The sequence below is a fragment of the Streptomyces sp. NPDC036815 genome (assembly GCF_055609205.1).
In genome coordinates, this window is sequence record NZ_JBVJPW010000005.1 from 340,390 (window position 1) to 359,127 (window position 18,738).

The 18,738-nt window shown below is 71.1% G+C and carries 21 protein-coding genes and 1 riboswitch; of the genes, 12 read left to right on the plus strand and 9 right to left on the minus strand.

Translation table 11 applies throughout. The features are described 5' to 3' along the window. Positions 1–966 carry an ABC transporter substrate-binding protein gene (locus ACZ69I_RS14655; protein ID WP_467670268.1) on the plus strand — a complete coding sequence of 322 codons (966 nt, stop codon included), beginning with the start codon at positions 1–3 and terminating at the stop codon, positions 964–966. A gap of 59 nt (positions 967–1,025) precedes the next feature. Here ACZ69I_RS14655 and ACZ69I_RS14660 read toward each other — a convergent pair whose 3' ends face one another. The 3 genes from ACZ69I_RS14660 to ACZ69I_RS14670 are packed head-to-tail and all read right to left on the minus strand — an operon-like array spanning position 1,026 to position 2,718. Further along, a complete protein-coding gene (locus tag ACZ69I_RS14660) occupies positions 1,026–1,757 on the minus strand; it encodes an isocitrate lyase/PEP mutase family protein (RefSeq protein WP_470832388.1) in 732 nt (243 codons plus the stop codon). After that, positions 1,751–2,197, minus strand: coding sequence for a carboxymuconolactone decarboxylase family protein (locus tag ACZ69I_RS14665; protein ID WP_470832390.1), 447 nt, complete (start codon positions 2,195–2,197; stop codon positions 1,751–1,753). Before ACZ69I_RS14665 ends, ACZ69I_RS14660 begins: the two co-directional genes overlap by 7 nt. Further along, positions 2,194–2,718: a carboxymuconolactone decarboxylase family protein gene (locus ACZ69I_RS14670; RefSeq protein WP_467670261.1), complete on the minus strand. Its 525-nt coding sequence runs from the start codon at positions 2,716–2,718 to the stop codon at positions 2,194–2,196. The genes ACZ69I_RS14665 and ACZ69I_RS14670 overlap by 4 nt, the downstream gene beginning before the upstream one ends. A 46-nt stretch (positions 2,719–2,764) precedes the next feature. Here ACZ69I_RS14670 and pdxR point away from each other — a divergent pair, with 46 nt between their 5' ends. Next, positions 2,765–4,195: a MocR-like pyridoxine biosynthesis transcription factor PdxR gene (gene pdxR / locus ACZ69I_RS14675; RefSeq protein WP_470832392.1), complete on the plus strand. Its 1,431-nt coding sequence runs from the start codon at positions 2,765–2,767 to the stop codon at positions 4,193–4,195. A 308-nt stretch (positions 4,196–4,503) separates the two neighbouring features. On the opposite strand, the gene ACZ69I_RS14680 is transcribed toward pdxR, so the two are convergent. After that, a complete protein-coding gene (locus tag ACZ69I_RS14680) occupies positions 4,504–5,343 on the minus strand; it encodes a DMT family protein (protein ID WP_470832455.1) in 840 nt (279 codons plus the stop codon). 143 nt (positions 5,344–5,486) lie between these two features. On the opposite strand from ACZ69I_RS14680, the gene ACZ69I_RS14685 reads away from it, so the two are divergent. Together ACZ69I_RS14685 and ACZ69I_RS14690 are read left to right on the plus strand one after the other, a co-directional pair. Further along, the gene (locus ACZ69I_RS14685; RefSeq protein ID WP_470832394.1) at positions 5,487–5,864 is read left to right on the plus strand and encodes a hypothetical protein; all 378 of its coding nucleotides are present in this window, start codon (positions 5,487–5,489) and stop codon (positions 5,862–5,864) included. Between the two features lie 25 nt (positions 5,865–5,889). After that, a complete protein-coding gene (locus ACZ69I_RS14690; RefSeq protein ID WP_470832396.1) occupies positions 5,890–7,077 on the plus strand; it encodes a glutathionylspermidine synthase family protein in 1,188 nt (395 codons plus the stop codon). Positions 7,078–7,101: 24 nt separating this feature from the next. On the opposite strand, the gene ACZ69I_RS14695 is transcribed toward ACZ69I_RS14690, so the two are convergent. Both ACZ69I_RS14695 and ACZ69I_RS14700 read right to left on the minus strand, forming a co-directional pair. Further along, a complete protein-coding gene (locus ACZ69I_RS14695; protein ID WP_389720204.1) occupies positions 7,102–7,329 on the minus strand; it encodes a DUF397 domain-containing protein in 228 nt (75 codons plus the stop codon). After that, positions 7,326–8,168, minus strand: coding sequence for a helix-turn-helix domain-containing protein (locus ACZ69I_RS14700; RefSeq protein ID WP_470832398.1), 843 nt, complete (start codon positions 8,166–8,168; stop codon positions 7,326–7,328). Before ACZ69I_RS14700 ends, ACZ69I_RS14695 begins: the two co-directional genes overlap by 4 nt. A 142-nt stretch (positions 8,169–8,310) precedes the next feature. Between ACZ69I_RS14700 and ACZ69I_RS14705 the strand changes: the two genes are divergently transcribed. Continuing rightward, the gene (locus ACZ69I_RS14705) at positions 8,311–8,727 is read left to right on the plus strand and encodes an ATP-binding protein (protein ID WP_467670251.1); all 417 of its coding nucleotides are present in this window, start codon (positions 8,311–8,313) and stop codon (positions 8,725–8,727) included. A 109-nt stretch (positions 8,728–8,836) separates the two neighbouring features. Here ACZ69I_RS14705 and rocD read toward each other — a convergent pair whose 3' ends face one another. Next, the gene (gene rocD / locus ACZ69I_RS14710; protein ID WP_470832456.1) at positions 8,837–10,111 is read right to left on the minus strand and encodes an ornithine--oxo-acid transaminase; all 1,275 of its coding nucleotides are present in this window, start codon (positions 10,109–10,111) and stop codon (positions 8,837–8,839) included. A gap of 65 nt (positions 10,112–10,176) precedes the next feature. Further along, a riboswitch (ZMP/ZTP riboswitch) is annotated at positions 10,177–10,266 on the plus strand. Positions 10,267–10,306: 40 nt separating this feature from the next. On the opposite strand from rocD, the gene ACZ69I_RS14715 reads away from it, so the two are divergent. From ACZ69I_RS14715 to ACZ69I_RS14725, 3 genes are all read left to right on the plus strand, one after another. Continuing rightward, positions 10,307–11,596, plus strand: a complete 1,290-nt coding sequence (locus ACZ69I_RS14715; RefSeq protein WP_470832399.1) for a serine hydroxymethyltransferase — start codon at positions 10,307–10,309, stop codon at positions 11,594–11,596. An 85-nt stretch (positions 11,597–11,681) separates the two neighbouring features. Further along, the gene (trpS, locus tag ACZ69I_RS14720) at positions 11,682–12,695 is read left to right on the plus strand and encodes a tryptophan--tRNA ligase (protein WP_467670247.1); all 1,014 of its coding nucleotides are present in this window, start codon (positions 11,682–11,684) and stop codon (positions 12,693–12,695) included. A gap of 95 nt (positions 12,696–12,790) precedes the next feature. Beyond that, entirely contained in the window at positions 12,791–13,372 is a 582-nt protein-coding gene (locus ACZ69I_RS14725) for a 2'-5' RNA ligase family protein (protein ID WP_470832401.1), read from the plus strand. Between the two features lie 27 nt (positions 13,373–13,399). Here ACZ69I_RS14725 and ACZ69I_RS14730 read toward each other — a convergent pair whose 3' ends face one another. Beyond that, positions 13,400–14,155: a decaprenylphospho-beta-D-erythro-pentofuranosid-2-ulose 2-reductase gene (locus ACZ69I_RS14730; RefSeq protein ID WP_389720214.1), complete on the minus strand. Its 756-nt coding sequence runs from the start codon at positions 14,153–14,155 to the stop codon at positions 13,400–13,402. 13 nt (positions 14,156–14,168) lie between these two features. Continuing rightward, positions 14,169–15,611 (minus strand): FAD-binding protein, encoded by a 1,443-nt coding sequence (locus tag ACZ69I_RS14735; RefSeq protein ID WP_470832402.1) that lies wholly within the window; start codon positions 15,609–15,611, stop codon positions 14,169–14,171. 186 nt (positions 15,612–15,797) lie between these two features. On the opposite strand from ACZ69I_RS14735, the gene ACZ69I_RS14740 reads away from it, so the two are divergent. Genes ACZ69I_RS14740 through ACZ69I_RS14755 form a run of 4 tightly spaced genes read left to right on the plus strand, consistent with a single transcriptional unit; the run spans position 15,798 to position 18,732 of the window. Then, the gene (locus ACZ69I_RS14740) at positions 15,798–16,319 is read left to right on the plus strand and encodes a phosphatase PAP2 family protein (protein ID WP_470832403.1); all 522 of its coding nucleotides are present in this window, start codon (positions 15,798–15,800) and stop codon (positions 16,317–16,319) included. Then, complete coding sequence (locus ACZ69I_RS14745; RefSeq protein WP_467670239.1) at positions 16,312–17,265, plus strand: decaprenyl-phosphate phosphoribosyltransferase; 954 nt, start codon at positions 16,312–16,314, stop codon at positions 17,263–17,265. Before ACZ69I_RS14740 ends, ACZ69I_RS14745 begins: the two co-directional genes overlap by 8 nt. A gap of 55 nt (positions 17,266–17,320) precedes the next feature. Beyond that, positions 17,321–17,788 carry a GtrA family protein gene (locus ACZ69I_RS14750; RefSeq protein ID WP_467670852.1) on the plus strand — a complete coding sequence of 156 codons (468 nt, stop codon included), beginning with the start codon at positions 17,321–17,323 and terminating at the stop codon, positions 17,786–17,788. Further along, positions 17,776–18,732, plus strand: a complete 957-nt coding sequence (locus ACZ69I_RS14755; protein ID WP_470832404.1) for a YihY/virulence factor BrkB family protein — start codon at positions 17,776–17,778, stop codon at positions 18,730–18,732. Before ACZ69I_RS14750 ends, ACZ69I_RS14755 begins: the two co-directional genes overlap by 13 nt. The last annotated feature ends 6 nt before the right edge of the window (positions 18,733–18,738 follow it).

The following is an 18,738-nucleotide window of genomic DNA, read 5'->3' on the forward strand; positions in this document are numbered from 1 at the left end:
ATGCGCGTTCGTACGCGTGTCATGAGCGCCGTCACGGCCGCCGGTGCGCTGCTCGCGCTCTCCGGCTGCGGCGCCGCCGACATGAGCAAGCAGGCGTCTCCGTACGCGAACGCCGAGGGCGCCAAGACCGTGACCCTCTCGGTCCAGTCCTGGGTCGGCGCGCAGGCGGACGTCGCCGTCGCCGAGTACCTGCTCAAGAACGAGCTGGGTTACCGCGTCGACAAGGTCCAGATCGACGAGGTGCCCGCCTGGGACGCCCTCAGCCAGGGCCGCGTCGACGCGATCATGGAGGACTGGGGCCACCCGGACCAGGAGCAGCGGTACGTCAAGGACAAGAAGACCATCGTGCCCGGCGGCGACGTCGGCGTGACCGGTCACATCGGCTGGTACGTCCCGACGTACTTCGCCAAGAAGCACCCGGACGTCACCGACTGGAAGAACCTCAACAAGTACGCGGACCAGTTCAAGACGTCCGAGAGCGGCAGCAAGGGCCAGCTCATGGACGGCTCCCCGTCGTACGTGACGAACGACAAGGCCCTGGTGCAGAACCTGGACCTGGACTACCAGGTCGTCTTCGCGGGGTCCGAGGCGGCGCAGATCACCCAGATCGAGCAGTTCGCCAAGCAGAAGAAGCCGTTCCTCACCTACTGGTACAAGCCGCAGTGGCTGTTCGAGAAGGTGCCGATGACGGAGGTGAAGCTGCCCGAGTACAAGGAGGGCTGCGACGCCGACCCGGCGAAGATCAAGTGCGCCTACCCGCACACGCCGCTGCAGAAGTACTTCAACGCGGACTTCGCGAAGAACGGCGGCGACGCCGCGAAGTTCCTGAAGAACTTCTCGTGGTCGGAGGAGGACCAGAACGAGGTCTCCCTGATGATCGCCGACAAGAAGATGTCGCCGGACGACGCGGCGAAGAAGTGGATCGACGACAACAAGTCGAAGTGGAAGGGGTGGCTGCCCAAGTAGGCGGCTGTGCCGACCCGGTGCCGGGTGCCCGTACGGACGGGCACCCGGCACTTCCGCGCCTACCTCAGCTGATCGGCGATGTCCCGCAGGGCCGCCATGGACCGGTGCAGCAGCCCAGGACCGAACGTGATCCGCGTGGCACCGAGCTCCCCGAGCTCCCGCAGCGAGGGCCCGTCCGGCCGCGCCACCACGTTGAGCGGCCCCTCGATCCCCGCCCGCAGCACGGGAATCGCCTCCGGCGGCGCCAGGATCGGGTACACGCAGTCGGCGCCCGCGGCCACGTACAGGCGGGCCCGCTCGACAGCCGCCGCCGGATCAGTGACGCCCCTGACGAACGTGTCCACCCGGGCGTTGACGAAGAGCCGGTCGCCCGCCGCCTCGCGCACCTCCGCGAGGAAGGCGGCCTGTTCGGCGGGGTCCTTGAGGGCACCGTCCGGGCCGTGGCCGCCCACGGAGTCCTCCAGGTTGCAGCCGACCGCCCCGGTCTGGAGGAGCCGCTCGACCAGCTCCTTCGGGGCGATGCCGTAGCCCGCCTCGATGTCCGCGGTCACCGGCACGGAGACCGACCGCACGATCCGCGCGATCGCCTCGAACATCTCCTCGGGCGGCACCTGCCCGTCCTCGTACCCGAGGGACAGCGCGACACCGGCGCTGGGCGTGGCCAGCGCCTCGTACCCGGCCTCCTCGAACACCCGGGCGCTGGCGGCGTCCCACGGGCCGGGCAGGACCAGCGGTTCGCCCGGCGCCCTCCCGTGGTGCAGGGCGCGCAGGGTCTCGACGGGGTTCACCATGCCGGTCCTCCGGGTGCGATACGGCGGCTGACCATCAGCCGGTTCCAGCTGTTGATGACGGTGATCACGCCGAGGAGATGGGCGAGTTGCCCCTCGTCGAAGTGCTCCGCCGCCTTCTCGTGCACATCGTCGGGCACGAAGCCCTCGGTGAGAACGGTGACCGCCTCGGTCAGCGCCAGAGCGGCGCGTTCTCGTGCGTCGAAGAGCTCGCCCGCCTCTTGCCAGGCGTTGAGGAGGGCGATGCGCTTGGGGCTCTCGCCGTCCTTCAGGGCGACGTCCACATGCATGTCGAGGCAGAAGGCGCACGCGTTGATCTGCGAGGCCCGCATCATCACCAGCTCGGCGAGTGCGGGGTCGCCGAGCCCCTTCTTGGCGGCGGCACTCAGCGCGCTCATCGCGGCGGCGACGCCCTGGTCCAAGTGCGTGGTGCGCACGCTCACTTGGCGCCCGCCGCCTTGTAGTGCCCCGGCACCTGACGGGTGCTGACACCGAAGCGGTTCCAGGCGTTGATGACGGTGATCGCGGCGATGAGCTGGGTCAGCTCCGCCTCGTCGAAGTGGGCGGCCGCCTTGGCGTACACGTCGTCCGGCACGAACCCGTCGGTCAGCACCGTGATGGCCTCGGTCAGTTCGAGTGCAGCGACCTCCTTGGCCGTGTAGAAGTGCTGCGACTCCTCCCAGGCGCTGAGCTGGATGATCCGCTCGACGCTCTCGCCCGCGGCGAGGGCGTCCTTGGTGTGCATGTCGAGGCAGTACGCGCACTGGTTGAGCTGCGAGGCGCGGATCTTGACGAGCTCGCCGATCACCGGGTCGAGCCCCTTACGGGCGGCCGCGTCGAGTTTGATCATGGCCTTGAAGACCTCGGGCGCGTGCTGGGCCCAGGCGAGGCGGGGGGTGTGCTCGTGGACGTACCCCTCGGGGGTGGTGGCGGTGCTGTCGGTGGGGGGCTGGATCGTCGTCATGCTTCGACAGTACGGATCCGGTAGCCCACGGGTATGGTCCATTTCCATGGAAGAAACGTGGGCCACTCAAGGATCGTCCACGCGTACCTCTCTGGGCGTCGACCTGCACCTGGAGACCGGCGGCGACGCGTCCCGCCACGGCGTCCGCAAGGGCCTCACGGACGCCCTGCGCGCGGCGGTACGAAGCGGTCGCCTCACCCCGGGCACCCGCCTGCCGTCCTCCCGCTCCCTCGCCGTCGACCTCGGCATCGCAAGGAACACGGTCGCCGACGCGTACGCCGACCTGGTCGCCGAGGGCTGGCTCACCGCACGCCAGGGCTCGGGCACGCGCGTCGCCGAACGCGTCGTCACGCCACCCGTACGGCCCGCGACGCCCCGCAGACGGGACGGCGCTCCGACGTACGACCTCGGGCCCGGCGCCCCCGACCTGACGTCGTTCCCGCGCGCGGAATGGCTGAAAGCGACCCGCCGCGCGATGGCCGCGGCCCCGAACGACGCCCTCGGCCACCCGGACCCGCGCGGCCGCATCGAGCTGCGCACGGTCCTCGCGGGCTACCTCGCGCGGGCCCGGGGCGTGCACGCGGACCCCGGCCGCATCGTCGTCACCGCCGGGTTCCTGCACGCCCTCGCGCTCCTGGGCCGTGTGCTGCGGGCGCGCGGACTGCCGGAGGTGGCCGTGGAGTCGTACGGCCTGAACATCCACTGGAACCTGCTCCACCGCGCGGGCCTGCGCACCACGCCGCTCGGCTTCGACGCACTCGGCACGGACGTCGCGGGGCTCGGCCCCGACTCGCCGAAGGCGGTGCTGCTCACCCCGGCGCACCAGTTCCCCATGGGCGTGCCGCTCCACCCGGACCGGCGCGCGACCGCCGTCGACTGGGCGCGGCGCGAGGGCGGGGTGATCCTGGAGGACGACTACGACGGCGAGTTCCGCTACGACCGCCAGCCCGTCGGCGCGCTCCAGGGCCTGGACCCCGAGCGCGTCGTCTACCTCGGCACCGCGAGCAAGGCCCTCGCCCCCGGCCTGCGCCTGGGCTGGATGGTGCTGCCGTCCGGCCTCCAGGACGAGGTCCTCGGCGAACGGCACGCCGCGGGAGCGTACGGCAACGCCCTCGACGAGCTGACCCTGGCGGAGTTCATCGAGTCCGGCGCGTACGACCGCCACGTACGCGCCGCCCGCCTCCGCTACCGCCGCCGCCGCGACCAGCTGGTCGCGGCGCTGGCGGCCAGGGCCCCCGAGGTCCGCGCCACGGGCATCGCGGCGGGCCTGCACGCGGTCCTGGAACTCCCCCCGGGCACCGAACAGTCCATCGTCCAGGCGGCCAACTGGGAACACCTCGCAGTCCAGGGCCTCACCGGCTTCCGCCACCCCGACGCGGCGGTAGGCGTGCGGGACGCGCTGGTGGTGGGCTACGGGACTCCGGCGGAGCACGCGTGGGCGGGGGCGTTGGAGGCGTTGTGCCGGGTGGTGGGGTAAGGAACCAGCTCCTGCGGGGTGATAACTCAGCCCCTCCGGCGTTTGAGGAGCGGGGTCCGGGGCGGAGCCCCGTGGCGGCTACCGAAGGCAGGCCGTGAAGTTCAACGCCCTCCGGCGCAGGCAGGCCGCGAATTTCAGCCCCTCCGGCGTTTGAGGAGCAGGGTCCGGGGCGGAGCCCCGTGGCGGTTCAGCGAGGGTGGGCCGTGAATTGCAGCCCCTCCGGCGATTGAGGAGCGGGGCCCGGGGCAGAGCCCCGAGACGGCGGCGAAGACACCCCGCACCTGAACGCCCCCCAGGCACAGGGAAGGCTACCGAGCCCCGTCCCCCGCCAAGGCCGGCGCCTCGCCAAACCGCGCAAGAGCCAACGCCCCCACCACCGCCACCGCGAACCCAAGAACCGCCAGCCACTCAAGACCACCGCGCGTACGGTCCCCCAGCCACACCACACCCACCAGCGCGGGCCCGATCGTCTCACCGATCACGAGCCCCGCCGTGGCCGTCGTCACCGACCCCCGCTGGAGCGCCGACGTGAGCAGCAGGAAGGCCGCGCCACCGCCCACGAGCAGGGCGTACGTCGCCGGGTTGGCGAGCAGCGCACCCGGCGACGCGTCATCGATGAGGCGTACGGTCACCTCGACCACCCCGAACCCGCACCCCGCCCCCAACCCGAGCGCGAGGGCCCGCCCCCGCCCGGGCAGGCGCCCGGCGACCACGCCGACGAGCAGGACACCGACGGCGACCGCGAGCATCACGTACCGCAGGGTCGTCGTACCGGTGCCCTCGCCCTCGTCCCCGGAGGCCAGGCCCAGCATCGCGAGCCCCGCGCAGACGACACCCACCGCGCCCCACTCGACGCCGCTGAGGCGCACCCGCAACAGCCGGGCCGCGACCACCGCCGTGACGGCGAGGCTCGCGGCGAGCGCCGCCCCCACCGCGTAGATCGGGATGGAGCGCAATGCCACGATCTGCAGCAGGAACCCGAGCCCGTCGAGGCCGAGCCCCGCGAGGTAGCGCCACTGGCGCAGGGCGCGCAGCAGCAGCGCCGGGTCGACGCCGGAGCCGGTGCCGGGCGCGGTCGCGCGCGCGGCGATCGCCTGGAGTACCGAGGCCGTGCCGAAGCAGACCGCTGAGCCGAGTGCGCACATCATCCCAAGAGACACGGAGCGACTGTAGAGGAAGGCGAGTCGGTGAAGATCCAAGGGGACGCTGGCCCGGGCTGCCGACCCTTACCTACGCTGAGGTCCGGTCACGTACGACAACGGGACCACGTACGACAACGGGGGAGTGCCACATGGCGGAGAAGCAACGACGCCGACTGAGGTCGAGCACGGTCGCGCTCGGCGGAATGGGCGTCCTCGCGGCGGCGCTCGCCTCCTGCGGCTCGGACCCGGACCGCCGCTGCGTGGACCGGGACAGCTACGACTACGTCAACGGCTACCGCGTCGTCAGCGACAGCAAGTGCAAGACAGGTGCGTCGGGTTCCTCGGGGAAGTCCCGCAAGAGCCCCTCCGGCACCGGCACCGGCAAGACGACGGGCCGTACCGAGCCCGCCTGGTACTACGACGCCGACGTGGACGGCCGCTACGCCGACAACGGCACGTTCAGCCGCAGCGAGGCCGTCGACCGGGACGGCTTCGGCTGCTCGGGCAACGGCAGCGGCGGCGGCTGAGCGCACGGCACAGGACACGTACGCCATGGAACGCCGCACCATAGACCCCCGCCCCGGCTGGCAGCAGACCGTCGAGGACCAGGGGCTCATCTACCCCCTCACGCGCTACCCCGACGACACCCTGCGCCCCTACTGGGACGAGAGCGCCTACTACGTCTTCTCGCTCCCCGAGGTCGAGGCACTGGAGGAGGTCGTCGAGGAACTGCACGCGATGTGCCTCGCGGCGGCGGCGCACATAGTCGAGCACGACCGTCTCGCCGACCTCGGCATCACCGATCCACGGGTGGCCGAAGCCGTCACGGAGGCCTGGCTCCGCCGCGTCGAACTCCCCTCCCTCTACGGCCGTTTCGACCTCCGTTACGACGGTGCGGGCGGCCCGGCCAAGATGCTGGAGTACAACGCCGACACCCCCACCTCACTCGTCGAGGCCGCGAGCCCCCAGTGGTTCTGGATGGAGGAACGCTTCCCCGGCGCCGACCAGTGGAACTCCCTCCACGAGCGCCTCGTCGACGCCTGGAAGAAGCAGGCCACACTGCTGCCGCCCGGCAGCCCGCTGTACTTCGCGCACTCCGCCGCCGACGAGCTCGGCGAGGACCTGATGACGGTCGCGTACCTGCGCGAGACGGCGGAACAGGCGGGCCTCGCCGCGGAGTCCATCTCCATGGAGGACATCGGCTGGGACCGCCTCTCGCGCCGCTTCGTCGACAAGAGACTCCGGTTCATCCGCAGCTGTTTCAAGCTCTACCCGTGGGAGTGGCTGACGACGGACCGCTTCGCCCCACACGTCCTGGAGACGTTGGACAACGGCGGCGGCACGGGGTCCACGCTGTGGATCGAGCCCGCGTGGAAGATGCTCCTCTCCAACAAGGCGCTGCTCGCCGTGTTGTGGGAGCTGTACCCGGGCCACCCGAACCTGCTCCCCGCCTACCTGGACGGCCCGCGCGAGCTCGCTTCCGGCTGTGGATACGTCGCCAAGCCGCTGCTCGGCCGCGAGGGCGCCGGAGTGACGGTGCACGAGCCGGGCTCGGCTCCCGTGGTCCGGGAAGAGGGCTGTTGCTACCAGGAGTTGGCCCCGCTCCCGGACTTCGACGGCAACCGGGTCGTGCTCGGCGCGTGGGTCGTGGAGGACGAGGCGGCGGGACTCGGCATCCGCGAGTCGTCCGGCCTGATCACGGACGAGTACGCACGCTTCATCCCGCACGTCATTCTCTGACCCACGCACACGTGGGCGGCGCGGCTACGAGACGGCGCGACGCAGGAAGTCCGCCCAGGCGGTGGGCGTGACGGTGAGGCGGGGCCCTTCGGGGTTCTTCGAGTCGCGGATGTGGACGGCGGAGGGGGTTGGGGCTATCTCGACGCACTCAGGCTCGTCGGCGGTGCTGTGGCTGCTTTTGCGCCAGGCGACTTCGACGCACTCGGGTCCGTCGGCGGTGCTGTAGCTGCTCTTGACCCATACCAGTGTCATGTCTGTCCCCGCACTTTCTCGATGAAGTCCTGTGACGCCCGAGGTGTGAGTGCCTGAGCCCGGATCATCCCATAGCGCATATCGAGGATCTGGAGCTCGCGCGGATCGGTGATCACTCGGCTGATGAGTTGGGTTTCAAGGTGTCCCAAGCTGCTGCCGCCCTTCAGTTTGAACACTGAGAGGGACCCTCCGAGTCCTGCGTTCTCCTCGCAGTCCAGCGGCAGCACCTGGATCGACACGTTCCGCAACTGCCTTACTTCCAACAGGTGTTCGAGTTGCCTGCGCATCACCATTCTGCCCCCGTTGGACCTCCGCAACGTCGACTCGCACTGCACGAAGCCGAAAACCGGCAGTCCAGACATGTCGTTGACGATGCCTTGCCGCGCCATGCGACCGGCAACGCGCCGCTCCACTTCCGCCTCGGGGAAGGGGGGTTGCCGGTTCCGGACCTCGGCCGTCGCGTACTCCTCGGTCTGCAACAGCCCGTGGATCACCGAGTTGTTGTACGTGCACAGCTCGACCGCCTGCTGCTCCACCCTCGCCAGGTCCCGGACCTTCTTCGGGTACCGGAGCTTCTCGACGTCGGGCTTCAGCGCCCGCAAGTGCCCCTTCGCCCCCAGCACCTCATCCGCCCGGTCCAAGAACTCCGGCCGAGGAATCCGCGCCCCCCGCTCCACCTTGTGGACCAGATTCTCCCCGTACCCCATCCGTTCCCCGAACTCCACGGCCCGCAGCCCCGCCGCCTCGCGCCAGAACTTGATCTGCCGTCCGATGAGTTCGGCGATCGCGCTGGACTCGTCGTCCGAGTCCACCTCCCAGCCGATGTCGTCCTCGCTCACAGCGGACCTCCCCAGGTCACGGGTACGGCCGGTACGCGGCGGGACAGCCCAGTACAGTCACCGTACGTGCAGGCCTCATCACTGTTCAGGCTAAGCGCCAGCGACCACGCTGAGTCACGTGAACTCAGAAATCACCCGAACCGTGCGTTCCGTTCAGAGTGAGCGGCGCTTCCAGGCCCAACTGCCCGCCTCCTTGCGGGGCGCCCACCGGGCGAGGCTGCTCGCCGTGGAACAACTCCGCACCTGGGAGCGCGCGTCCGACGACACGACGGACGCGGCACAGATCATCGCCGAGCTGGCCGCCAATGCCGCCGCCCACGGCCGCGTGCCCGCGAGGGACTTCCGGCTCGCGCTCGCCGAGCGGGCGGACGGCACCCTGCGGATCGAGGTCGCGGACACGCGCGGTGACCGGCTTCCCGTCGTACGGGACCCGGACGGCGAGGACGAGTCGGGCCGGGGGCTCGTGATCGTCGCGGCGCTGGCGGACCGGTGGGGCGTGGAGCGGGGGCCGGAACCGCTGAAGACGGTGTGGGCGGAGCTGGACGGGCGGCGGCGGTGACCGGAGGCCGGACCGCGTTCGGGCAGGGCTCGGGCGGTACGTGTCGCCGTACGTCATCCGCGCCGCACCGCCCTCGGCCTGGCGGAACTCCACCAGGCCCGCCCCTGGCTCAGCTCAGCACCGCCCTCAACTGTCCGAGCCCCCAGTCCAGATCCTCCTTGCTGATCACCAGTGGGGGAGCGATGCGGATCGTCGCCCCGTGCGTGTCCTTGACAAGAACTCCCCTCTCCATCAACTTCTCGGAGATCTCCCGCCCCGTGCCGTACGAAGGCGCGATGTCGACGCCCGCCCACAGCCCGCGCCCCCGCACCTGCGTCACCTTGCCCGTACCGCTCAACAGCCCCAGCTCCGCGTGCAGGTGCTCGCCCAGCTCCGTGGCCCGCTGCTGGAACTCGCCCGTCGACAGCATGTCGACCACCTCGATGCCCACCGCGCAGGCGAGCGGGTTGCCGCCGAACGTCGACCCGTGCTCACCCGGTTTGAACACCCCGAGCACATCGGCGTCGGCGACCACCGCCGACACCGGCACGACACCTCCGCCGAGCGCCTTGCCCAGCAGATACACATCGGGGACCACGCCCTCGTGCTCGCACGCGAACGTGCGGCCCGTCCTGCCGAGCCCCGACTGGATCTCGTCGGCGATGAAGAGGACCCGGCGCTCCCGCGTCAGCTCCCTGACCCCCGGCAGATATCCGGGCGGCGGGACCAGGACCCCGGCCTCACCCTGGATCGGTTCGAGGAGCACGGCCACGGTGTCGTCGGTGACCGCCGCCCGCAGCGCCTCCAGGTCGCCGTACGGCACGATCTCGAAGCCCGGCGTGTACGGCCCGAAGTCCGCCCGCGCCTCCTCGTCCGTGGAGAAGCTGACGATGGTCGTGGTCCGGCCGTGGAAGTTGTCCGCCGCGACGACGATCTTCGCCCGCCCGTCCGGCACCCCCTTGACCCGGTAGCCCCACTTCCGCGCGGTCTTCACCGCCGTCTCGACGGCCTCCGCGCCGGTGTTCATCGGCAGCACCATCTCCTTGCCGCAGAGCGCGGCCAGGCGCGTACAGAACTCGGCGAACCGGTCGTGGTGGAAGGCCCGCGAGGTCAGCGTCACCCGGTCCAGCTGGGCCTTCGCGGCGTCGATCAGCCGGCGGTTGCCGTGCCCGAAGTTGAGCGCGGAGTACCCGGCGAGCATGTCGAGATAGCGGCGCCCCTCGACATCCGTCATCCAGGCGCCCTCGGCCGTGGCGACCACGATGGGCAGCGGATGGTAGTTGTGCGCGCTGTGCGCCTCGGCCGACGCGATGAACTGCTCGCTCGTCGTTCCGGTGGAGGGAGATGACGTACTCGACACGGGGTCTCCGTTCGTCCTGCGGCGTGGGGCGGGTGTGGCGCCCATTTCTATCGTCGCTCGCATCGCGGACGAAGAAACCTGCCGAACCGGTGTGCGGGCTAGGCTGGCTCCGACAGCACGGTGACTGGCGCACGGGGAAGTGACCCCGATGAAGCCGTGCGAGGCATGACCTTCGGGTGCCGTTCGCCTGGGCACCCCGGGACCACGACCGGACACATACCGCTCGCCCCGGAGGACGCCATGACTCTCCCCACTTCTCCCTCTTCCTCGCCGAACCACCCCGCTCTCGCCGCCGAAGACCCCGAACTCGCCGCCCTCGTCGGCGCCGAGGAGCGGCTCCAGGCCGAAACCTTGCGGCTGATCCCCAGCGAGAACTACGTCTCCGCCGCAGTCCTCGAAGCCTCCGGAACCGTCCTCCAGAACAAGTACAGCGAGGGCTACCCCGGCCGCCGCTACTACGAGGGCCAGCAGAACATCGACCCCGTCGAGCGCCTGGCCATCGCCCGCGCCAAGGCCGTCTTCGGCGTCGAGCACGCCAACGTCCAGCCCTACTCCGGTTCCCCGGCCAACCTCGCCGTCTACCTCGCCTTCGCCGAGCCCGGCGACACCGTGATGGGCATGGCGCTGCCGATGGGCGGCCACCTCACCCACGGCTGGGGCGTCTCCGCCACCGGCAAGTGGTTCCGCGGTGTGCAGTACGGCGTCCGTCACGACACCGGCCGCGTCGACCTCGACGAGGTGCGCGACCTCGCCCTCAAGGAACGGCCCAAGCTGATCTTCTGCGGCGGTACCGCGCTGCCCCGCACCATCGACTTCGCGGCCTTCGCCGAGATCGCGCACGAAGCGGGGGCCGTCCTCGTCGCCGACATCGCGCACATCGCCGGGCTGATCGCGGGCGGCGCCCACCCCTCACCGGTGCCGCACGCCGACGTGATCTCCACGACCACCCACAAGACCCTGCGCGGCCCGCGCGGCGCGATGCTCATGTCCCGCGAGGAGCACGCCAAGGCCATCGACAAGGCGGTCTTCCCCGGTCTGCAGGGCGGCCCCCACAACCAGACCACCGCGGCCATCGCGGTCGCCCTCCACGAGGCGTCCGGGCCCTCCTTCCGCGACTACGCCCACGCGGTCGTCGCCAATGCCCAGGCCCTCGCCGACGCCCTGCTCGCCCGCGGCTTCGACCTGGTCTCCGGCGGCACCGACAACCACTTGATCCTCATGGACCTCACCCCCAAGGACGTCCCGGGCAAGATCGCGGCGAAGGCCCTCGACCGGGCCGGGATCGTCGTCAACCACAACACCGTCCCGTTCGACCCGAGGAAGCCGTTCGATCCCTCGGGCGTCCGCATCGGGACCCCTTCCCTGACCTCCCGCGGGCTCGGCACGGAGCACATGGCGACCGTCGCCGAGTGGATCGACCGCGGTGTCGTCGCCGCGCGGGCCGGGGACGAGGACGCCCTGGCCAGGATCAGGTCCGAGGTCGCCGACCTGATGGCCGCCCACCCGGCTCCGGGCCTGCCGGCCGACTGACGGACACACCGGCCGTGGGCGATCGGTTCCCGCCCGTCACACACCTGTTTCCGAGCTATGAGAGTCACCTGAGAGAATGGGCACCATGGCCTCTGAACGACCTCGTGTGCTCTCCGGGATCCAGCCCACCGCCGGCTCGTTCCACCTCGGCAATTACCTCGGCGCGGTCCGCCAGTGGGTGGCGCTGCAGGAGTCCCACGACGCCTTCTACATGGTGGTGGACCTGCACGCGATCACGGTGCCGCAGGACCCCGCCGAGCTGCGCGCCAACACCCGGCTCGCCGCCGCCCAGCTGCTCGCCGCAGGGCTCGACCCGGAGCGCTGCACGCTCTTCGTCCAGAGCCACGTCCCCGAGCACGCCCAGCTCGCCTGGGTGATGAACTGCCTCACCGGATTCGGCGAGGCGTCCCGCATGACGCAGTTCAAGGACAAGTCCGCCAAGCAGGGCGCCGACCGCGCGTCCGTCGGCCTCTTCACGTACCCGGTCCTGCAGGTCGCCGACATCCTGCTGTACCAGGCCCACGAGGTCCCGGTCGGCGAGGACCAGCGTCAGCACATCGAGCTCACCCGCGACCTCGCCGAGCGTTTCAACGGCCGCTTCGGGGAGACGTTCACCGTGCCGTCGGCGTACATCCTCAAGGAGACGGCGAAGATCTACGACCTTCAGGACCCGTCGATCAAGATGAGCAAGTCGGCTTCGACGCCGAAGGGCCTGATCAACCTTCTCGACGAGCCCAAGGCGACCGCCAAGAAGGTCAAGAGCGCCGTCACCGACACCGACACCGTGATCCGCTACGACGTGGCGGAGAAGCCGGGCGTCAGCAACCTCCTCAGCATCTACTCCACGCTCACCGGCACCGGTATCGCCGAACTGGAGCAGAAGTACACCGGCAAGGGCTACGGTGCGCTGAAGACCGACCTCGCCGAGGTCATGGTCGAGTTCGTGACTCCCTTCCGGGACCGCACCCAGCAGTACCTGGACGACCCGGAGACGCTCGACTCGATCCTGGCCAAGGGTGCGGAGAAGGCCCGCGCCGTTGCCGCCGAGACCCTCGCGCAGGCGTACGACAAGGTGGGCTTCCTGCCCGCCAAGCACTGAGCCTCCGTACCGGACACAACAGCACCGGACACAACAGCACCGCGCTGCCCACGGGCGGCGTCCCCTGCCCATTGACGCGACGACAGGAGTACGACGTGGGGACCGTAACGATCGGCGTCTCGATCGCGGTCCCGGAGCCACACGGCAGCCTGCTCCAGGAGCGGCGCGCGGGCTTCGGGGACCCCGCGGCGCACGGCATCCCCACGCACGTGACCCTGCTGCCGCCCACCGAGGTGGACGCGTCGGCGCTGCCCGCGGTCGAGGCGCATCTCGTCTCGGTCGCGGCGGCGGGGCGCCCCTTCCCGATGCGCCTCTCCGGAACGGGCACCTTCCGTCCGCTGTCTCCCGTGGTGTACGTGCAGGTGGTGGAGGGCGGGTCGGCCTGCTCCTGGCTGCAGGAGCGGGTGCGGGACGCGTCGGGGCCGATGGCGCGGGAACTGCAGTTCCCCTACCACCCGCACGTGACGGTGGCGCACGGCATCTCCGAAGAGGCCATGGACCGGGCGTACGAGGAGCTCTCGGAGTACGGGGCCGAGTGGCCCTGCACCGGCTTCGCCCTCTACGAGCAGGGCGCCGACGGCGTCTGGCGCAAGCTGCGGGACTTCACTTTCGGCGGCTCCGTAGTGCCCCCGCAGGCCTCGTCCTCGTCGGCCCGGGGCACGCTGCCCGCTCGCTGACCGGCCTCGGGCCGCCCCGGACGGGCCTTACACAGGCAGCCGCCGGAAGACCGGCCTCGGCACGTGCCGCAGCGCCGACATGACCAGGCGCAGCGCCCCCGGCACCCACACCGTCTCCGACCGCCGCCGCAGGCCCGTCTCGATGGCCTCCGCCACCGCCTCCGGAGTCGTCGCCATGGGGGCCTCCTCCAGGCCCGCCGTCATCTTCGAGCGCACGAAGCCGGGGCGCACGACCATCACGTGCACCCCGGTGCCGTGCAGCGCGTCCCCGAGGCCCTGCGCGAAGGCGTCGAGGCCCGCCTTGCTGGAGCCGTAGATGAAGTTCGAGCGGCGCGCGCGCTCGCCCGCGACCGAGGAGAGCACCACCAGGGAGCCGTGCCCCTGGGACTGCAGCGCCCGTGCGCAGACGAGGCCCGCGGAGACCGCGCCCGTGTAGTTGGTCTGGGCGACGCGCACCGCGGCGAGCGGCTCGTCCTCGTCGCGTGCCTGGTCGCCGAGGATGCCGAAGGCGAGCAGCACCATGTCGATGTCGCCCTCGGTGAAGATCTTGCCGAGGGACTCCTCGTGGGACTCGGAGTCGAGGGCATCGAAGGCGACGGTGTGCACCTCCGCGCCCATGTCGCGCAGGCCGGCCGCGGCCTTCTCCAGGTCCGGCGACGGGCGCCCGGCCAGCCACACCGTGCGGGTGCGGCGGGCGACCAGGCGCCGCGCGGTGGCGAGGCCGATCTCCGAGGTGCCGCCGAGGACGAGCAGGGACTGAGGGGTGCCGAAGGCGTCTTTCATGAGTACCGGTCTCCTAGAGGGCGAGGCGGCGGGAGAGGTCCGAGCGGAACACGCCGCGCGGGTCCAGGTCGGCCCGCAGGGCGCGGAAGTCGTCGAGCCGGGGGTACATCGCGGCGAGCATCTCGGGCCGCAGGCGGGAGTCCTTGGCGAGGTAGACGCGCCCGTCGGCGGCGGCCACCTCCTCGTCGAGGTCGTCGAGGAAGGAGCCGAGCCCGGGAAGGTTCGCGGGGATGTCGAGGGCGAGCGTCCAGCCGGGCATCGGGAAGGAGAGCCAGCCTGGATCGCCCTCCCCGAAGCGCTTCAGCACGGCGAGGAAGGAGGGGCAGCCGCGCTCCGAGATGCGCTGCACGATGCGGCGCAGGGCCTCCTCCTTGCCGTATCCGACGACGAATTGGTACTGCACGAAACCGCCGCGTCCGTAGATGCGGTTCCAGTGCGGGACGCCGTCCAGGGGGTGGAAGAAGGTGGAGATCTTCTGGAGCTCACCGGTGCGGGAGCGGGGCGCCTTGCGGTACCAGAGCTCGTTGAAGAGACCCACCGAGGCCTTGCCCAGCAGGCCCTCCGGGACGAAGGAGGGGGCCGCGGGGAACTGCCCCGGACGGAACGCGAGAGGGGCTCTACGCGCGCGTGCCCGCTCCGGAAGGGCGTCCAGGGGGGCGTGGTCGCCGCGGGTCAGGACCGAGCGGCCCATGGTGGCGCCGCGGGCGAGCAGGTCGATCCAGGCGACCGAGTAGCGGTAGCGGTGGTCGGTGGCGGCGAGGCGGGCCATCAGGTCGTCCAGGTCCGTGGCCCGTTCGGTGTCGACGGCCATCAAGGACGTCTGCACCGGCAGGAGCTGGACGGTCGCCGACAGGATCACGCCGGTCAGGCCCATACCGCCCGCCGTCGCGTCGAAGAGGGCGCTGCCGGGCTCGACGGTGCGGACCGTGCCGTCGGCGGTGAGCAGCTCCATCGACAGGACGTGGCGGGCGAAGGAGCCGGAGACGTGGTGGTTCTTGCCGTGGATGTCGGCGCCGATCGCCCCGCCCACCGTCACGTACCGCGTCCCGGGCGTCACCGGCACGAACCAGCCGAGGGGCAGCAGGACTTCCATCAGGTGGTGCAGGGAGACGCCCGCGTCGCAGACGACGGTGGCCGCGGGCTCCCCGGCGGCCGACGTGCGGGTGGTGTCGATGACGCGGATCCGGTCGAGGCCCGTCATGTCGAAGACGTCGCCGCCCGCGTTCTGCGCGGCGTCTCCGTAGGCCCGGCCCAGACCGCGGGCGATGCCGCCGCGCTCCCCGCAGTCGCGCACCGCGGCCGCGGCCTCCTCCGGCGTACGGGGTCTCACCAGCCGGGCGGTGGTCGGTGCGGTGCGGCCCCAGCCGGACACGGAGACGGAGTGCGCCGTCGGGACCGGGGCCGGGGCCGGGACCGGGGTGGGGGCGAGGGCGTCGGCGGGGGAGTCGGCAGGCATGAAGGCGACGGTATCGCCCGCTAGTGGGCGGTTCGCTATAAAACGTCCTTGCTCTCACCGAAATGGGTGATTAAGCGAGTGTCACCCTAGATTGACGTAATTATTACGAGGTTGCCTAGAAGAGTCGAGATGCCCAGCCCTCGGATGTCTTCGGACGTCCTCGAATGTCTTCGAAAAAGAGGCGACATGCACGACATGGACCACAGGTTGCTGTCGGCCCTGCGCGACTGCGGCACCGATCCGCGCGTGGCGACCGCCGCCCGCGCCCTCTCCCGAACCGGTGAGCACGGCCTGCTGTGGATCGCCGCGGGCCTCGCGGGCGCCGCCGTCGACCGCGAGCGCCGGAGCGCCTGGCTGCGCGGGACGGCGCTCACCGCCGCCGCGCACCTGGCCAGCATGGGCGTCAAGCGGATCGTCCGCCGCCCGCGCCCCGGCGACCCGGAGGGCATCGAGCCCCTCGTGCGCACCGTGGGCCGCCACTCCTTCCCCAGCTCGCACGCCACGTCGGCGGCGGCGGCCACCGTCGCGTACGGCGCGCTGCGCCCCGTGGGCGCCCACCTCGTGCCGCCGCTTGCCGCCGCGATGTGCGTCTCCCGGATGGTCGTCGGCGTGCACTACCCCACGGACATCGCCGCGGGCGCGGCGCTCGGAGCGCTCACCGCGCGCGTGGGCGCCGCCTGGATGAACGGAGGCCATCGCGATGACTGAACCCGTCGCCACCGTCCTGGAGCGGCCCCGCCCGCCCGAGAGCCGACGGCCGGGACCCGTCAGCCTGCCGCTCGGCCTGCTGAAGACCGCACGCCCCCGCCAGTGGGTCAAGAACGTCCTTGTCGTCGCCGCCCCCGCGGCCGCGGGCGAGCTCTTCTCGCGGCACGCCCTCGGCCAAGTCGCGATCGTCTTCGCGCTGTTCACGGCCGCCGCGTCCGCCGTCTACCTGATCAACGACGCCCGTGACGCGGACGCCGACCGCGCGCACCCGACCAAGTGCCGCAGGCCGGTCGCCGCCGGACAGGTCCCGGTGTCCGTCGCGTACGCCGTGGGAGGGCTCCTGGCCGTCCTCGCGCCCGTGAGCGCGGCCGTCCTGTGCACGCCGCTCACCGCGGCGCTCCTGGCCGCGTACGTCGGCATGCAACTCGCGTACTGCATCAGCCTCAAGCACGTCCTGGTCGTCGACCTCACCATCGTCACGACCGGCTTCCTGATGCGGGCCATGATCGGCGGCCTCGCCCTCGACATCCCGCTCTCCCGCTGGTTCCTGATCACCACGGGCTTCGGCGCGCTCTTCATGGTCTCCGCCAAGCGCTACTCGGAGGCCGTCCAGATGTCCGGCAGCGCGGAGACGCTGGGCGCCACGCGCGCGTTGCTCACCGAATACACCACCGGCTACCTGCGCTTCGTGTGGCAACTGGCCGCGGGCGTCGCCGTGCTCGCGTACTGCCTGTGGGCCATGGAGGAGGGCGGCACGGCCAGCGGCCTGCTGCCCTGGCGCCAGCTGTCCATGACGGCCTTCATCCTCGCCATCCTGCGCTACGCCGTCTTCGCCGACCGCGGCACCGCGGGCGAGCCCGAGGACGTCGTCCTGCGGGACCGGGCGCTCGCCGTGATCGGCCTGGTGTGGCTCGCGATGTACGGGCTCGCCGTTGCGGACTGGTGAGTTGGCTTTCCCAACGGAACTCCTGGAGGAGGGGCTGCCGGTGAACGCACCTTCGCTGCGCGAACGGCTGCGGCCGCTCGGTCCCGAACTGCTCGGCTTCGCCCTCGCCGGAGTCTGCGCGTACGCCGCCGACCTCGGCCTCTTCATCTGGCTGCGCGGACCCGTGGGCCTCGACCCGCTGACCGCCAAGGCCCTCTCGTTCGTGGCGGGCTGCTCGGTCGCGTACGCGGGCAACGCGCTCGGCACCTACCGGAACAGGACCGCGGGGGTCTCGCGGCTGCGCCAGTACGCGGTGTTCTTCGCCGTCAACATCGCGGGCGCCCTCGTCCAACTGCTGTGCATCGCCGTGTCGCACTACGGGCTCGGCCACACCTCGCAGCGCGCGGACACCGTCTCCGGCGCCGGAATCGGTATGGCACTCGCCACTGTCCTGCGGTTCTGGGGTACCCGGACGTTGGTCTTCCGCACAGCGGGCAGGACATCGGGCAGGACAGCAGGCACGGAGGCGTCATGGACTGGCTGAAGAAATTGCCCGGCATCGGGCCGCTCGTCGAGAAGGGCATGCGCACGCACGCGTGGCAGGCCTATGAACGGCTCGACCAGGTCCACTGGGCGCGCCTCGCGGCCGCCATGACCTTCATCAGTTTCCTGGCGCTCTTCCCGCTGCTCACCGTCGCCGCGGCGATCGCTGCCGCGACGCTCTCGAAGAAACAGCAGAGCAGGCTCGAGGACAAGATCTCCGAGCAGGTGCCCGGCATCTCCGACCAGCTGAACCTGGACGCCCTGGTCGCCAACGCGGGCACCGTCGGCCTCGTCGCGGGCGCCCTGCTGCTCTTCACCGGCATCGGCTGGGTGGGCTCGACAAGGGAATGCCTGCGGGCCGTCTGGGAGCTGGCGGACGAGGAGGAGAACCCCGTCCTGCGCAAGGTCAAGGACGCGGGGGTGCTCATCGGGCTCGGCGGCGTGGGCCTCGCGTCGTTCGCCGCGTCCGCGCTCGCCTCGACCGCCGTCGGCTGGGCCGCCGACCTCATCGGCATCGACGAGAAGGGCTGGGGCACCGTCCTGCTCCAGATCATCGCCTTCGCCGTCGCCGTCGCCGCGGACTTCCTGCTGCTGCTCTACGTCCTGACGCTGCTGCCCGGGGTCCAGCCGCGCCGACGCGACCTCATCACCGCCGGGCTGATCGGCGCGGCCGGGTTCGAGCTGCTCAAGCTGCTGCTCGGCGGCTATATGAAGGGCGTCGCGTCGAAGAGCATGTACGGCGCCTTCGGAGTGCCCGTCGCGCTGCTCCTGTGGATCAGCTTCACGGCGAAGCTGATGCTGTTCTGCGCCGCGTGGACCGCGACGCGCAAGGCCTCGGAGGCGGAGGCCCCGGACGCGCAGGCCCCGGACGGCGAAGAGGCAGCCTCCGAAGAGACCGCCTCCCCCCACACCTCTTCCGAAGCGGGCGCCCGGCGCGTGCGCTGACGTCCG